Below are 15443 nucleotides of genomic sequence, written 5' to 3'. Positions count from 1 at the left end.
CGCATGTCCAAGGCACGCACATCTCCGATCCGCACCGGCCTCGTGCATCTGGCGCTCTCCGCCTACACGCTGGTCGCGCTGTTTCCGGTGTTCCTGACCATCGTCAACTCGTTCAAGGATCGCGCTTCGATCTTCCGCGCGCCTTTGATGATCCCGACGCCGTCGACCTTCAGCCTCGTCGGTTACCAGACGGTGCTGGGGCAGGGTGATTTCGCCACCTATTTCCAGAACAGCTTCGTCGTGACCATCGTCTCGATCCTGCTCGTGCTGCTGTTCGGCGCCATGGCCGCCTTCGCATTGTCGGAATATCGCTTCCGCGGCAATGCGCTGCTCGGGCTCTATATGGCGATCGGCATCATGATCCCGATCCGTCTCGGCACAGTGGCGATCCTGCAGGGCATGGTGGCAGCCGGTCTCGTCAATACGCTGACGGCGCTCGTCCTCGTCTATACCGCGCAGGGCATACCGCTCGCGATCTTCATCCTGTCGGAATTCATGCGCACGGTTTCTGACGACCTCAAGAACGCCGGGCGCATCGATGGGCTGTCCGAATACGCGATCTTCTTCCGCCTGGTTCTGCCGCTGGTGCGCCCCGCTATGGCGACGGTTGCGGTCTTCACCATGATCCCGATCTGGAACGACCTCTGGTTCCCGCTGATCCTGGCGCCTGCCGAAGCGACCAAGACCGTGACGCTCGGTTCGCAGATTTTCATCGGCCAGTTCGTCACCAACTGGAATGCGGTTCTGGCGGCCCTGTCGCTGGCGATCCTGCCAATCCTGATCCTCTACGTCATCTTCTCGCGGCAGCTGATCCGCGGCATCACGTCGGGAGCCGTCAAGTGAGCCAGGAGAATCCGATCCGCGTCCTCGTTGCCGGCCTCGGCAATATGGGCCGCAGCCATGCGCTTGCCTATCACAACAATCCCGGTTTCGAGATCGTCGGTCTCGTCAACCGCTCGACGCCGGCGCTGGAGCCCGCGCTGCAAAACTATATTGTTCATCCCGACTTCGCGACGGCGCTTGCCGACCTGAAGCCGGATCTCTGTTCGATCAACACCTATTCCGACAGCCATGCCGATTATGCCGTCGCCGCCTTCGAGGCCGGTTGTCATGTCTTCGTGGAAAAGCCGCTGGCGACCACCGTCGCCGATGCCGAGCGGGTCGTTGCGGCAGCGGAAAAGGCGGGGCGCAAGCTGGTGATCGGCTATATCCTCCGCCATCACCCGTCCTGGATGAAGCTGATTGAAGAGGCGCGCAAGCTCGGCCCGCCATACGTCTTCCGCATGAACCTCAACCAGCAGTCCAGTGGCCCGACCTGGGCGACGCACAAGTCGCTGATGCGCACGACCTCGCCGATCGTCGATTGCGGCGTGCATTATGTCGACGTCATGTGCCAGATCACCGATGCGAGGGCGGTCGAGGTGCGCGGCATGGGGCTGCGCCTCTCCGACGAGATCGCCCCCGACATGTACAATTACGGTCAGCTTCAGGTGCTTTTCGAGGACGGCTCGGTCGGCTGGTATGAGGCCGGTTGGGGACCGATGATCTCGGAGACCGCTTTCTTCGTGAAGGACGTGATGTCGCCGAAGGGAGCGGTGTCGATCGTCATGGATCCGAACGCCAAGTCCGACGATATCAACACGCACACCAAGACTTCCGTGATCCGTCTGCATACGGCCGAAACCGGCCCGGACGGCAAGTTCATCCGGCCCGACCAGGATATGAGGATGACGGGCGAGCCCGGTCATCAGGCACTCTGCGACCTGGAACAGGCCTTCATGCTGAGGGCGATCCGCGAGGATCTGAACCTCGATCGCCACATGGCGGATGCGGTGGCGTCACTACGCATCTGCCTTGCCGCCGACGAGAGCGTGCGCACCGGCCAGCCGGTCAGATTGTAAGGGAAAGATAGTGGGATCGCTTCAACTCAAATCCATCCGCAAGACCTATGGCACGCATGAGGTGCTGAAAGGCATCGACCTCGAGGTCAAGGACGGCGAATTTGTCATCTTCGTCGGGCCGTCCGGCTGCGGAAAATCGACGCTCTTGCGCAGCATCGCCGGCCTCGAGGACGTCACCTCGGGCGCCGTCGTCATCAACGGCCGCGACGAGACGCTGACGCCGCCGGCCAAGCGCGGCATCGCCATGGTGTTCCAGTCCTATGCGCTCTATCCGCATCTGACGGTCAAGGACAATATGGGGCTTGGGCTCAAGCAGGCAGGCACCGCCAAGGACGAGATCGACAAGCGCGTCGGCAAGGCATCCGGCATGCTGTCGCTCGCGCCTTATCTCGCACGCCGACCGGCCGAGCTTTCCGGCGGGCAACGCCAGCGCGTCGCGATCGGCCGCGCCATCGTTCGCGAACCGGAACTCTTCCTGTTCGACGAGCCGCTGTCGAACCTCGATGCGGCGCTGCGCGTCCAGACCCGGCTCGAAATCGCCCGGCTGCACCGCGGTCTGAAGGCGACGATGATCTACGTTACGCACGACCAGGTCGAGGCGATGACGCTTGCCGATAAGATCGTCGTGCTGAATGCCGGCGCGATCGAGCAGATCGGCTCGCCGATGGAGCTTTACAACCGCCCGGCAAACGTCTTCGTCGCCGGCTTTATCGGCTCGCCGCAGATGAATTTCATCCCCGGCGAAAAGGTGGGCGATCACAGCGCCAAGACGATCGGCGTGCGCCCCGAACATATGACGCTGTCGCGCGAGCAGGGGACGTGGGGTGCGAAGGTCGTGCATGTCGAGCATCTCGGCGCGGACACGATCATCTATCTGGAATCCGAGCAGTGCGGCCTGCTGACGGCGCGTCTCTTCGGCGAGCACCGGTATGAGCCCGATGAGATCGTTTACGCGACGCCAGACCAGGCGCGCGTGCATCGCTTCGATGCGGACGACAGGGCGATCCGCTGAGGGATAGGAAGCATCAATCGCTCAGCTATGGGCTGGTATTGTTTGGTCTTGCCTGTGGATGTCATTCCTGACACGCACATCTATTCACGATGGCTCCTTTCGCCTGCCCCATCCTCCGTCATGCTCGGCCTTGAGCCGAGCATCCATGTAGGCATCCATCAGCGGAGGGGATCCCCGGCTCAAGGCCGAGGATGACGGAGTTTTGGGGCGCGTTTCTGCCAAACTCGCCCCTGGCGCATAGAGGCACACCGTGCCGGGTGCTTCATCAGACAAAGAGCGTCGCCTGAAACGTGACTCAACGACGCGCTTTAGCTCGTCGTTTCCCGAAACCGTTGCACGCTAGCGGGCGATATGCATCAGCGCTGACCTTCTTCCGTCATTCAAAAAAAGGCGCCGTGTTCGCGGCGCCTTTTGCGTGAGTGGTATTCCGCAATATCAATCGCTGATGACGAGCAGGTCGGCGGCCATGAAGCGGAGCGTCACGGTTTCGCCGGCCTGCGGCGGGGTGACGCCGGGGCTGTTGAACATGTCGAAGGAGATGACGTTGCCGCCGACATTCATGCGGGTGCGGATGACCGAACCCAGGAAGTGGGCCGAGACGACCTGGCCGGTCAGTGCCGTATCGCTTCTGGCGGTGTCGGAGAGCGAGCCTGCTTCCGGGCGCAGCGCCAGCGAGATGGTCTCGCCGGCCTTGTGGGCTGCGACCGACTGCTTCAGCGTGATCTTCTGATCGCCGATCTGGATGAGGTTAGTGTCGGGATCGACGACTTTGGCCTCGATCAGGTTCAGCGTGCCGACAAAGGAGGCGACGAAGCGCGTGGCCGGCTTGTTGTAGATCTCGAAGGGCGAGCCGATCTGATCGGCCTTGCCGGCGTTCATCACCACGATGCGGTCCGAGATCGACAGCGCCTCTTCCTGGTCGTGGGTGACGAAGACGGTGGTGATGCCGAGTTGCTGCTGGATCTGGCGGATTTCCTCGCGCAGCGACACGCGGATCTTGGCGTCGAGGGCCGACAGCGGCTCGTCGAGCAGCAGCACTTGTGGCTTGACGGCGAGCGCACGGGCAAGTGCGACGCGCTGCTGCTGGCCGCCGGACAGCTGGTAGGGGTAGCGATCGGCCAGGTGATCGAGCTTGATCAGGCCGAGCATTTCCTTGACGCGGGCGTCGATCTCGGGCTTCGGCGCGCCGGCGACCTTGAGGCCAAAGGCGACGTTATCGTGCACGGACATGTTGGGGAAGAGAGCGTAGGCCTGGAAGACCATGCCAATGTTGCGCTGGTTTGGCTTGAGCGCGCTCTGGTCCTTGCCGTTGATGGTCAGCATGCCGCCGGTCGGGGTTTCGAAGCCGGCGATCATGCGCAGAACGGTCGTCTTGCCGCAGCCCGACGGTCCGAGGAAGGAGACGAACTCGCCCTTCTCGATGTTCATGTTGAAGTTCTTGACGACCTGCACCGGGCCGAAGGATTTCTGGATGTTGTTCAGTGTGAGAAAAGACATGAGCCGGTTACCTTAAGCCTTTGCCGGGCGGGCTTTGCCGAAGCGGGAAACGAGGTTGAGCAGGCCCATGCTGAGCCAGGTGATCGAGAAGGCGATGACGGCGAGCGCCGAAGGCTCGTAGGCCTTGTTGGCGCCGACAAGCTGCAGGTAGGGGCCGAAGGCCGGACGGTTGAGCAATGCGGCGAAGGTGAACTCGCCCATGACAATCGCAAGCGTGATGAAGGCGCCGGAGAGCACACCGCTCATGACATTGGGGAAAATGCACCGGAACATGATGGTCGTCCAGCGCGCGCCGAGGCTCTCTGCCGCTTCCGTGAGGGTGCGGACGTCAATGGCGCGCATCGCGGTGTCGACGGCACGGTACATATAGGGCAGGGACAGCGTGATGTAGGAGAACACCAGCAGGACGTTGGTGCCGGTCGTCGAACCCGTCAACGGCAAGTAGGACGACGAATTGTACATCCTGAGATAACCGAAGACGATGACGATCGCCGGGATGACGAGCGGCAGCAGCGTGATGAACTCGACGAAGGGACGCATCTGCGGCAGGCGCAGGCGCACCCAATAGGCCGTCGGCACGACGAGCAGCATGCCGAAAATGATGGTGAGCAATGCCATCAGCATGGAATAGCCGAAGGTCTCGCGGAATTGTGCATCCGAAAACACCGACTGATAGGCATCGAAGCTGTATTCACCACGGCGCATGCGCAGCGAAAACTCGATCGTGCCGATCAGTGGAATGACGAAATAGGATGCGCCCAGAATAATGGCGATCCAGGCGCCGAGGCGTTGAGCTTTCATTTCTGCCACCGTTCGGCGCGCATGCGCAGCATGAGGTAAAGGACGTTGGAGACGCCTGTTATGACGATCATGCCGAGCGCGATGGCGTAACCGAGATTGGCATTGTGCAGCACGTCGCCGCGAATCTGGGCATAGAGCAGGATCGGTACGATGTTCAGCGAGCTGCCGGTCAGTGCAAAGGCGGTGGCGATGGCGCCGAAGGCGTTGGCGAAGAGCAGCAGCGTCGTGCCGAGCAGGCTCGGCCACAGGATCGGCAGGGCAACCATCGTCCAGTATTGGCGGTTGGTGGCGCCCAGGATCTCAGAGGCCTCGCGCCATTCCTTCTTCATGCCGTCCAGCGCCGGCGTCAGGATCAGCACCATCAGCGGGATCTGGAAATACATATAGGTGATGGTGAGGCCGAAGAAGGACAGCAGATTAAAGCCGGTGCTGTAAAGGTTGAAGTCGAACCATTCGCGCAGGAAAACCGTCACGAGGCCGGTGCGGCCGAGCGTTGCGAGGAAGGCGAAGGCGAGGGGCACGCCGGCAAAATTCGAGGCGACGCCGGAGAAGGTCAGAAGCGTCGAGCGCACCGAATTCGGCAGGCCGCCGAGCACCACGGCCCAGGCGAGGAAAAAGCCGATCAGCGCGCCGCCGAGAGCCGACGCTACGGAGACGCGAATACTGATCCAGTAAGCGCTCATGATCGACGGGGTAAAGAGATCGCCGATATTCTTCAGCGTGAAGTTACCCTCGGGCGTCAGAAACGCGCCCGCCACCAGATAAAGCGTGGGGATGATCAGGAACAGCAGCGAAAAGATAATGAAAGGTGCAATGCCCAGCCAGTCGATCACGCGGTCTCTGTTGATCAAGGGGGCGCTGCTCACCATAGGCGTTGAAACCGTGCTCATGAAAAGCTCATCCTGGGGCATCGGAGTGAGAAAAAAACCTCCCCGCCCTGAGGCGGGGAGGCAGGATCGGAGATTACTTGACGGCTGCGCCGACGACGGAATCCCAGTTCTTGGTGATGGTTTCCTTGCCGGCGGCCTGCTCTTCGAGCGTCGGGAAGACAGCCTTTTCATAGGCTGCTGCCGGCGGCAGCTTGTCGAGCAGTTCCTTCGGGATCTTGTTGTTCTTGGCAAGATCGTTGAAGCGGATTGGGTGGCAATAGCCCTTCAGCCAGCCGAGCTGACCTTCGTCGGAATAGAGATATTCCATCCAGAGCTTGGCAGCGTTCGGGTGCGGAGCGAAGGCAGAAATCGCCTGGACGTAGACACCGGCGACGACGCCCGTCTTCGGAACGACGACTTCGAACGGCGGGTTGCCCTTCAGGCTTTCACCCCAGGACATTGCATTGTAGTCCCAGGCGACGATGATCGGCGTTGAGCCCTGAGCGAACGGAGCAGCCTTGCCGACGACAGGCACGAAATTGCCGGCCTTGTTGAGTTCGGCAAAGAATTTCAGGCCTTCTTCGCCTGCCTTGGCCGCGTCACCGCCCGATGCGGAAAGGCCAGCGGCGTAAACGCCCTGGACAGCCTGGTTGGCCGTGCGCGGATCGCCTGCGAGAGCGACGGTGTTTGCGTAGTCGCTCTTCTTCAGATCGGCCCAGTCGGCCGGCGACTGCTTGACGAGGTCCTTGTTCACGAGGAACGAAAGAACGCCGTAATAGTCACCGTACCAATAGCCTTCCGGATCCTTGGCCGTATCCGGGATCGAATCCCAGGTGGAGACCTTGTAAGGCTGGATCAGGCCGTCTTTCTTGGCGGACGGGCCGAAGGAGAGGCCGACGTCGATGACATCAGGAGCCTGCGGGCCGGTGTTGCCCTTGTTGGCCTTGATGGCTTCGACTTCGTCGCCCGAGCCGGCATCCGGGTTCAGCTCGTTGACTTCGAGACCATACTTGGCCTTGAAGCCGGCAATGACGTCGCCATAGCCGCACCAGTCGTGCGGGAGAGCGATCGTGGTCAGCGTGCCTTCTTTCTTGGCGGCAGCGATAAGTTCTGCGCTCGGTTCTGCAGCGGCAATCGCGGTCGAAGCCACGATCATCGCAGTAGAAAGCGACAGGAGTCGAGAAATGTTAGAGATCACTGTTGTTCTCCTTCGGGTTTTCAGTGTCTGGCGATGCTGTTAATGAGCTTACATGAAGCTTGTGTGACGGCTGCGTGACGGTGATTTTGCATGAATAGCAGGCGCTTGTGACAGATGTTCCACTTGCGACAGTGCGGTCTATATCCGCAAAAATCCGCCATTGTTTTTCTCCCTCTTTGTCTTGTCCTCCTAACCCGGTTTGCGGAAGAGTTTGGTCTGCTCGAACAGCCCCTCCAATGTCTTCATGCGTTCCTTTGTCTCGTCCCAGGTCGAATTCTGGACGGCTTCGATCAGCGCCTCGACGATGAACAGGGTAACGACGGAGGAATCCCAGGCCGACGGTGCCTCGATCCGGACGCGGAAGGCGTGGCGGGCGAGTTTGGCGGCCGGTGAGCCCCATTGGTCGGTGAAGACAACAATTTCGGCGCCGCGCTTGCGGGCAGCGGTGGCAAGGCTGACCATTTCCTGCTCGTAGCGGCGAATGTCGAAGATGATCAGGATGTCGCCGGCATTCATGTTGAGGACATATTGCGGCCAACTGCTGGAATTCGCCGATAGCAGCGTCGTCGCCGGCCGGATGACCTGCATATGGGTGAAGAAATATTCGGCAAGCGCACCGGTGATGCGGCCGCCGACGAAATAGAGGCCACGCTTGCGGTCGGAGAGCAGCGAGGCGACGCTGTCGAAGGTCGCGGTGTCGAGATCGCTCAGCGTCTGGCGCAGATTGCCCATAATGGCATCGGCGAAACGGTTGAGAATATGGGTGCCCGGCGCGTTCTGCGCCCAGCGGTCATGTTTGGCGATCGGGTTCGATATCGTCGCCTCGACCTCCAGATGCAGATGCGCCTGAAAGTCCGGATAGCCCTTGAAGCCGAGCTTCTGCACCATGCGCACCACGGTGGGCGTGGAAACGCCGGCGTTCTCTGCAATCGTAGTGATGCTGCCGAGGCCGGAAACCGGATAGTTGTCGAGGAGGCTTTCCGCCAACTGCTTCTCGGCACGCGTCAACACGCCGAGATGCGAATGTATGACGTCCGAAACCGTCTTCGACGCAGTGGTCACGTGACTTTGCTCCCCGGGAGTGGTCTGGCGCCACTCTCCCAACCAAAGTTAACAACGCTGTCATAATCCATGTCAACCACTGTCATGAAAAGAAATTTTCAGAGGATGCTTGACAGTCGCCAAAAGCTGAAGAATTCTTTTCTTTAAAGCTTTTATTAAGGGATAGGAGTGGCGCCTTTGGTGCTGGCCCAGCCGAACATCCTCAGCGAAGCGGACGGCGATTGCGTCGGGATCGAGCGCATCGAAGGCCGTAGCCCGGTATTGCTCGTCTGCGAGCACGCCTCGAAAACGCTTCCTGCCCGCTTCGGCGATCTCGGCCTGCCCAGCGAAGCGCTGTCGAGCCATATCGCCTGGGATCCGGGCGCGCTCGCCGTTGCCCGCGGCATATCGCAAGCAGTCGAGGCGACGCTCGTCTACCAGCGCTTCTCCCGGCTCATCTACGACTGCAACCGGCCGCCCAGTTCACCGGGCGCCATGCCGGAGACCAGCGAGATCTATGCCATTCCCGGCAACAAGGATTTGAGCGCCGAAGAACGCCTGGCGCGCACCGATGCGCTTTATGTGCCTTTCCATGATGCCATCCGCGGACTGATCCGCGATCGGCGGGCGAGGGGGCAGGATACCGTCATCGTGACGATGCACAGCTTCACGCCGGTCTATCACGGCCGGCAACGCGCCGTCGAACTCGGCATATTGCATGATGAGGACAGCCGGCTCGCCGACCGCATGCTGGATGCCGCGGCCGATGCGCCGCTTTACAGGACTGAACGCAACCAGCCTTACGGACCCGAGGATGGCGTGACCCACACGCTGATCCTGCACGGGCTTTCGAACGGCCTGCGCAATGTAATGATCGAGGTCCGCAACGACCTCATCGCAGACGATGGCGGCCAAAGGGTCATGGCCGATTATCTGACAGGACTTCTCCAGCACAGCCTGGAAGCCTGATAAAAAAAGAAGACCCGAGGGAGCAGTTTATCTGCGGACGTCCGCACGGCGAAAATGCCGCGGACAATTGGCACTGGACCGGCTGCAATTCCGCGGCCGGTCGTGAACAGGGGGAAGTCATGTCGGACTATACCGAACTGGACAAGAAGCAGGATGTGCACATCCTGCATTCGATGGGCTATGCCCAAGAACTCGAACGGCGAATGAGTTCATTCTCGAATTTCGCCGTATCATTCTCCATCATCTGCATTCTCTCCGGCGGCATCAATTCGCTGGCCCAGGCGACCTCAGGCGCTGGCGGCGCGGCGATCGGCATCGGCTGGCCCGTGGGATGCTTCATCTCGCTCGTTTTCGCCGTCGCCATGGCGCAGATCAGCTCTGCCTATCCGACGGCCGGCGGCCTCTATCACTGGGGCTCGATCCTCGGCAACCGCTTCACCGGTTGGCTGACGGCCTGGTTCAACCTGCTCGGTCTCGTCACCGTTCTCGGCGCCATCAACGTCGGTACCTATTACTTCTTCATGGGCTCCTTCGGCACCACTTATCTCGGGCTGACGGACACGATCACGGTGCGGATCATTTTCCTCGTCATAATTACCGGCGCGCAGGCGCTGGTAAACCACATGGGGATTGGCTTGACCGCGAAGCTCACGGACTTCTCGGGTTATCTGATCTTCGCAACCTCGATCGCGCTGGCGGCTGTCTGCCTTCTTTCGGCGCCTTCCTATGAGTTCGGCCGCCTCTTCACTTTCGCCAACTATTCCGGCGAAGTCGGCGGTAGCGTCTGGCCGTCGACCTCGGGGGCCTGGGTCTTTCTTCTCGGCCTGCTGCTGCCGATCTACACCATCACCGGTTATGACGCCTCGGCGCATACATCGGAGGAGACGGTCAAGGCTGCCCATTCGGTTCCGCGCGGCATGGTCGCCTCGGTCCTGTGGTCGGCGCTATTCGGCTACATCATGCTGTGCGCCTTCGTCCTCATGCTGCCGAACATGGACGACGCGGCCAAACAGGGCTGGAACGTGTTCTTCTGGGCGATGGACAGCCAGGTGAACCCCGTTGTCAAGGATATCCTCTATCTTGCGATCTTCGTCAGCCAGTGGCTGTGCGGCCTTGCGACCGTCACCTCGGTCTCCCGCATGATCTTCGCCTTCTCGCGTGACGGCGGCCTACCGGCCTCCAAGGCGCTGTCGAAGGTCAGCCCGCAATACCGCACTCCGGTGGCTGCGATCTGGACGGGATCGATCCTGTCGGTGCTGTTCGTTTGGTTCACCTCACTCGACTTCGTGAAAATCGGCGATACGCCCGTTTACACGATCGTGGTGTCGTGCACGGTCATCTTCCTGTTCTTCTCCTTTGCGATCCCGATCACGCTCGGCCTCTTCGCCTGGGGCACGTCCAAGTGGGACAAGATGGGTCCGTGGAACCTCGGCGAAGGCCTCTTCAAGCTCTTTGCCGTGCTCTCGATCATCGCGATGGTCCTGATCTTCGTTCTCGGAGTCCAGCCGCCGAACGGTGCTGCGCTTTACGTTACCGTCGGGTTCCTCTTGCTGACGGCGATCGTCTGGTTCGGCTTCGAGCGCCGGCGTTTCAAGGGGCCGCCGATCGGCGCCGAAGTGGCGAAGCGCCAGGCCGAAATCGCGGCGGCAGAAGCGGCCGTCGGCGAAAGCGGCGAACGTTAAGCATCGAGGCTTCCCTCTCAAATGGCGGGGCCGCTCCTGCGGCCCCATCACCGGTTCAACGAAAAGGCATCGGGGCGCCAAACCAGGCCGAGCGCATGCGATTTCGTTGCCCCGATTTTTTCAATCCCAATTTCAGGCGGATCACTCATGAGCAGCAGCTATACAATCGACGATCTCAGGAAGGATGTTGCCGAAGGGCGCATCGACACGGTTCTGGCCTGCCAGGTGGACATGCAGGGCCGGCTGATGGGCAAGCGCTTCCAGGCCGAATATTTCGTCGAAAGCGCCTGGAAAGAAACGCACAGCTGCAACTACCTGATCGCCACCGACATGGAGATGGAGACCGTCTCCGGTTACAAGGCGACGAGCTGGGAGAAAGGGTACGGCGACTATACGATGAAGCCGGATCTTTCGACGCTGCGCCGCATTCCATGGCTGGAAGGCACAGCGCTCGTGCTCTGCGACGTGCTCGACCATCACACCCATGAGGAGGTTGCCCATTCGCCGCGCGCGATCCTGAAGAGGCAGGTGAGGCGCCTCGAAGACATGGGCATGAAAGCCTACATGGCTTCCGAACTCGAATTCTTCCTGTTCGACCAGAGCTATGAGACCGCGCAGGCCTCGGGCTATCGCAATCTGAAGCTCGCCAGCGCCTATAACGAGGACTACCACATCTTCCAGACCACCAAGGAGGAAGAGGTGATGCGGGCGATCCGCACCGGGCTGCAGGGCGCCGGCATTCCGGTCGAGAACTCCAAGGGCGAGGCTTCCGCCGGCCAGGAAGAGATCAACGTGCGCTATGCCGATGCGCTCGCCATGGCCGACCGGCACGCGATCATCAAGAACGGCTGCAAGGAGATCGCCTGGTCGAAAGGCAAGGCCATCACCTTCCTTGCCAAATGGAATTACAACGCCGCCGGCAGTTCCTCGCATATCCACCAGTCGCTCTGGAGCCTGGAGGAGAAGCCTCTGTTCTTCGACCATGCCGGCAAATACGGCATGTCGCCGCTGATGCACAATTACGTTGCCGGACTTCTCGCCCATGCGAGCGAGATCACCTATTTCCTGGCGCCCTACATCAACTCCTACAAGCGCTTCATGGCCGGCACCTTTGCGCCGACCAAGGCGATCTGGAGCAAGGACAACCGCACCGCCGGCTACCGCCTCTGCGGCGAGGAGACCAAGGGGATCCGGATCGAATGCCGGGTCGGAGGCTCCGATCTCAATCCCTATCTAGCCTTCGCCGCGCTGCTTGCCGCCGGTATCGACGGGATCGAGAACAAGCTGGAGCTCGAAGCCCCCTTCGTCGGCGACGCCTATGGCGGCAAGGATATCCGCGAAATCCCGCGCACGTTGCGCGCAGCAACGACTGCAATGACGGAATCGGCGATGTTGCGCAAAGCCTTCGGCGACGACGTCATCGACCATTACACCCGTGCTGCCGAATGGGAGCAGGAAGAATACGACCGCCGCATCACCGATTGGGAAGTGGCGCGGGGGTTCGAAAGAGCTTAATACGGATTCCGAGGGCTGCTTGCCCCTCACCCTAACCCTCTCCCCGTTCTGACGGGGAGAGGGGACGTGCCCTGCGAGATGTTGGCGAGGAACGGAGAGGTCGCGGCCATCCCCCTTCGCCCCGTGTGCGGGGAGTCGGTGCCGGCAGGCGGATGAGGGGCTGCGGCCTCACTCAATTTTTTAATACGAGGACGGAAATCGATCATGGCAATGATCCAATGCATTTCACCGATCGACGGATCGGTTTACGCGGAGCGCGCAGCACTTTCGCTCGACGCCGCCAAAGACGTGGTGGCGCGCGCCCGCAAGGCGCAGAAGGCCTGGGCGAGACGACCGCTTGAAGAGCGTGTTCAGCTTGTCCTGAAGGGTGCTGCACGGCTGAACGAGATGTCCGATGTCGTCGTGCCGGAGCTTGCCTGGCAGATGGGCCGGCCGATCAAGTACGGCGGCGAATACAAGGGCTTCAACGAACGTTCCAATTATGTCGCCTCGATCGCAGCGGATGCGCTGGCACCTGTTGTCGTCGAGGAGAGCGAGCGTTTCGAGCGCCGTATCGAACGCGAAGCGCATGGCGTCGTCTTCGTCGTCGCACCGTGGAACTATCCCTATATGACGGCGATCAACACGATCGCACCGGCATTGATGGCCGGCAATACGGTGGTGCTGAAACATGCTTCGCAGACACTTGTTGTCGGCGAACGGCTGGTGCAGGCCTTTATCGAGGCCGGCGTTCCCGAGGATGTGTTCCAGAACGTTTTCCTCGATCATGAGACGACGTCGGCGCTGATTGCCGCCGGTAGCTTCAATTTCGTCAACTTCACCGGATCGGTCGAAGGCGGCCGCTCGATGGAGCGGGCCGCTGCCGGCACCTTCACCGGCCTCGGCCTCGAACTCGGCGGGAAGGATCCGGGTTATGTGATGGAAGACGCCGATCTCGATGCGGCCGTCGACACGTTGATGGACGGCGCGACCTATAATTCCGGCCAGTGCTGCTGCGGCATCGAGCGCATCTATGTGCATGAATCGCTCTACGATGCCTTCGTCGAGAAATCGGTCGCCTGGGTGTCGAACTACAAGCTCGGCAATCCGCTCGATCCCGAGACTTCGCTCGGCCCGATGGCGAATAAGCGTTTCGCCAAGGTCGTGCGCGAGCAGATTGCCGATGCGGTCGCGAAGGGCGCCAAGGCGCTTGTCGATCCCAAGCTTTTCCCTCAGGACGACGGCGGCGCCTATCTCGCCCCGCAGGTCCTCATCGATGTCGACCATTCCATGGCCTTCATGCGCGAGGAGACCTTCGGTCCGGCGGTCGGCATCATGAAGGTGAAGGGCGACGAGGAAGCACTCGCTTTGATGAACGACAGCCAGTATGGGCTGACCGCCTCGCTCTGGACCAAGGATGTCGAGCGGGCGGCGCGGCTTGGCCGGGAGATCGAAACCGGCACCGTCTTTATGAACCGCGCGGATTATCTCGATCCGGCGCTCTGCTGGACCGGCGTCAAGGAGACCGGCCGCGGTGGCTCGCTCTCGATCATCGGCTTCCAGAATCTGACGCGTCCGAAATCCTTCCACCTGAAGAAAGTGACAGCATGAGCAGCAGCAACATCATCGCAAACTGGAGCTATCCGACATCGGTCAAGCTCGGCCGGGGCCGCATCAAGGAACTGGCCGACGCCTGCAAGAGCCTCGGCATCAAAAAGCCGCTGCTCGTCACCGACCGCGGCCTCGCCTCGATGGCGATCACCAAGAACGCGCTCGATATCCTCGAAGATGCCGGCCTCGGCCGGGCGATCTTCGCTGACGTCGACCCGAACCCGAACGAGAAGAACCTCGATGCCGGCGTCAAGGCCTTCAAGGACGGCGGCCATGACGGCGTCGTCGCCTTCGGCGGCGGCTCGGGCCTCGATCTCGGCAAGTGCGTTGCGTTCATGGCCGGCCAGACGCGGCCGGTCTGGGACTTCGAGGATATCGGCGACTGGTGGACGCGTGCGAGCCTCGAAGGCATCGCTCCGATCGTCGCCGTGCCGACGACGGCGGGAACTGGCTCGGAAGTCGGGCGCGCCAGCGTCATCACCAATTCCGTCACGCATGTGAAGAAGATCATCTTCCATCCGAAGTTCCTGCCCGGCGTCGTCATCTCCGACCCGGAACTGACGGTCGGCATGCCGAAAATCATTACCGCCGGAACCGGTATGGATGCCTTCGCCCATTGCCTGGAAGCCTATTCCTCGCCGTTCTATCACCCGATGTCGGCCGGCATCGCGCTCGAAGGCATGCGCCTCGTCAAGGAATTCCTGCCGCGTGCCTATAAGGAAGGGACGGATCTCGAAGCCCGCGCCAACATGATGGCCGCCGCCGCCATGGGCGCCGTCGCCTTCCAGAAGGGGCTCGGCGCCATCCATGCGCTGTCGCATCCGATCGGCGCGGTCTACAACACCCATCACGGCTTGACCAATGCGGTTGTCATGCCGGCGGTGCTGCGCTTCAACCGCGCTGTCATCGAGGAGAAGATCGGCCGGGCGGCCGCCTATCTCGGCATTTCGGGCGGTTTCGACGGCTTCTACGATTATGTGCTGAAGCTGCGTTCCGATCTCGGCGTGCCGGATACGCTGACGGCGATGGGAATCGCCCCCGACCGCATCGACGAATTGTCGGCCATGGCGATCGAGGATCCGAGTGCTGGCGGTAACCCGGTGCCGATGACGCTCGAAAATACCAAGGCACTTTTCAGGGACTGCTTCTGATAAGATCAGCCGACCTGCAGATTGGCTCGGAAAGCTCTTACTTTCCGGGCCTTCTTGTCTTGGGGCATCCTGAATTTTAGGGATGTGAAAAATGCCCGCTGCAATTTCACCGCGCGCGTTTAGGATTTGTTAACCATGATTGGAAAGGATGGCTTAACCGCACGATGCTCCGACGGTGCGCAAAAGAGCGATGCCGGCTCGCGCCATTTTCCCTTCG

At 61.0% G+C, this 15443-nt stretch carries 13 protein-coding genes; 8 read left to right on the top strand and 5 right to left on the bottom strand.

Annotation, left to right across the window (positions count from 1 at the left end; all coding sequences use genetic code 11):
* Nucleotides 1–3: 3 nt before the first annotated feature.
* From Tal182_RS16000 to Tal182_RS15990, 3 genes are read left to right on the top strand one after another with little or no spacing between them, the layout of a single operon-like run.
* A complete protein-coding gene (locus Tal182_RS16000) occupies nucleotides 4–843 on the top strand; it encodes a carbohydrate ABC transporter permease (RefSeq protein WP_085860067.1) in 840 nt (279 codons plus the stop codon).
* Entirely contained in the window at nucleotides 840–1901 is a 1062-nt protein-coding gene (locus Tal182_RS15995) for a Gfo/Idh/MocA family oxidoreductase (RefSeq protein WP_085860066.1), read from the top strand. The genes Tal182_RS16000 and Tal182_RS15995 overlap by 4 nt, the downstream gene beginning before the upstream one ends.
* A gap of 10 nt (nucleotides 1902–1911) precedes the next feature.
* Nucleotides 1912–2913 carry an ABC transporter ATP-binding protein gene (locus tag Tal182_RS15990; RefSeq protein WP_085860065.1) on the top strand — a complete coding sequence of 334 codons (1002 nt, stop codon included), beginning with the start codon at nucleotides 1912–1914 and terminating at the stop codon, nucleotides 2911–2913.
* Nucleotides 2914–3348: 435 nt separating this feature from the next.
* Here Tal182_RS15990 and Tal182_RS15985 read toward each other — a convergent pair whose 3' ends face one another.
* The 5 genes from Tal182_RS15985 to Tal182_RS15965 form a co-directional block, all read right to left on the bottom strand.
* Nucleotides 3349–4410: an ABC transporter ATP-binding protein gene (locus Tal182_RS15985; RefSeq protein WP_085860064.1), complete on the bottom strand. Its 1062-nt coding sequence runs from the start codon at nucleotides 4408–4410 to the stop codon at nucleotides 3349–3351.
* Between the two features lie 12 nt (nucleotides 4411–4422).
* A complete protein-coding gene (locus Tal182_RS15980) occupies nucleotides 4423–5211 on the bottom strand; it encodes an ABC transporter permease (RefSeq protein WP_064803881.1) in 789 nt (262 codons plus the stop codon).
* Nucleotides 5208–6101 (bottom strand): ABC transporter permease subunit, encoded by an 894-nt coding sequence (locus Tal182_RS15975; protein ID WP_004668498.1) that lies wholly within the window; start codon nucleotides 6099–6101, stop codon nucleotides 5208–5210. Before Tal182_RS15975 ends, Tal182_RS15980 begins: the two co-directional genes overlap by 4 nt.
* Nucleotides 6102–6174: 73 nt before the next feature.
* Nucleotides 6175–7278 (bottom strand): ABC transporter substrate-binding protein, encoded by a 1104-nt coding sequence (locus Tal182_RS15970; protein ID WP_064803879.1) that lies wholly within the window; start codon nucleotides 7276–7278, stop codon nucleotides 6175–6177.
* A gap of 189 nt (nucleotides 7279–7467) precedes the next feature.
* Nucleotides 7468–8340 carry a MurR/RpiR family transcriptional regulator gene (locus tag Tal182_RS15965; RefSeq protein ID WP_064803878.1) on the bottom strand — a complete coding sequence of 291 codons (873 nt, stop codon included), beginning with the start codon at nucleotides 8338–8340 and terminating at the stop codon, nucleotides 7468–7470.
* 177 nt (nucleotides 8341–8517) lie between these two features.
* On the opposite strand from Tal182_RS15965, the gene Tal182_RS15960 reads away from it, so the two are divergent.
* From Tal182_RS15960 to Tal182_RS15935, 5 genes are all read left to right on the top strand, one after another.
* Complete coding sequence (locus tag Tal182_RS15960) at nucleotides 8518–9288, top strand: N-formylglutamate amidohydrolase (protein ID WP_085860063.1); 771 nt, start codon at nucleotides 8518–8520, stop codon at nucleotides 9286–9288.
* A gap of 119 nt (nucleotides 9289–9407) precedes the next feature.
* A complete protein-coding gene (locus tag Tal182_RS15955) occupies nucleotides 9408–10970 on the top strand; it encodes an amino acid permease (protein ID WP_064803874.1) in 1563 nt (520 codons plus the stop codon).
* Nucleotides 10971–11117: 147 nt separating this feature from the next.
* Nucleotides 11118–12485, top strand: coding sequence for a glutamine synthetase family protein (locus Tal182_RS15950; protein ID WP_085860062.1), 1368 nt, complete (start codon nucleotides 11118–11120; stop codon nucleotides 12483–12485).
* A gap of 204 nt (nucleotides 12486–12689) precedes the next feature.
* Complete coding sequence (locus Tal182_RS15940) at nucleotides 12690–14075, top strand: aldehyde dehydrogenase family protein (protein ID WP_064803870.1); 1386 nt, start codon at nucleotides 12690–12692, stop codon at nucleotides 14073–14075.
* A complete protein-coding gene (locus tag Tal182_RS15935; RefSeq protein WP_085860060.1) occupies nucleotides 14072–15226 on the top strand; it encodes an iron-containing alcohol dehydrogenase in 1155 nt (384 codons plus the stop codon). Before Tal182_RS15940 ends, Tal182_RS15935 begins: the two co-directional genes overlap by 4 nt.
* The last annotated feature ends 217 nt before the right edge of the window (nucleotides 15227–15443 follow it).

This window comes from Rhizobium sp. TAL182 (genome assembly GCF_002117725.1).
Classification (GTDB): domain Bacteria; phylum Pseudomonadota; class Alphaproteobacteria; order Rhizobiales; family Rhizobiaceae; genus Rhizobium; species Rhizobium esperanzae.
This window is presented reverse-complemented; position numbering and strand designations above follow the sequence as displayed.

What these genes read in the sequence shown, in the direction of transcription:
- Tal182_RS16000 (WP_085860067.1), top strand. Translation starts at nt 4, where the DNA reads ATGTCCAAGGCACGCACATCTCCGATCCGCACCGGCCTCGTGCATCTG.
- Tal182_RS15985 (WP_085860064.1), bottom strand. Translation starts at nt 4,410, where the DNA reads ATGTCTTTTCTCACACTGAACAACATCCAGAAATCCTTCGGCCCGGTG.
- Tal182_RS15980 (WP_064803881.1), bottom strand. Translation starts at nt 5,211, where the DNA reads ATGAAAGCTCAACGCCTCGGCGCCTGGATCGCCATTATTCTGGGCGCA.
- Tal182_RS15975 (WP_004668498.1), bottom strand. Translation starts at nt 6,101, where the DNA reads ATGAGCACGGTTTCAACGCCTATGGTGAGCAGCGCCCCCTTGATCAAC.
- Tal182_RS15955 (WP_064803874.1), top strand. Translation starts at nt 9,408, where the DNA reads ATGTCGGACTATACCGAACTGGACAAGAAGCAGGATGTGCACATCCTG.
- Tal182_RS15950 (WP_085860062.1), top strand. Translation starts at nt 11,118, where the DNA reads ATGAGCAGCAGCTATACAATCGACGATCTCAGGAAGGATGTTGCCGAA.
- Tal182_RS15940 (WP_064803870.1), top strand. Translation starts at nt 12,690, where the DNA reads ATGGCAATGATCCAATGCATTTCACCGATCGACGGATCGGTTTACGCG.
- Tal182_RS15935 (WP_085860060.1), top strand. Translation starts at nt 14,072, where the DNA reads ATGAGCAGCAGCAACATCATCGCAAACTGGAGCTATCCGACATCGGTC.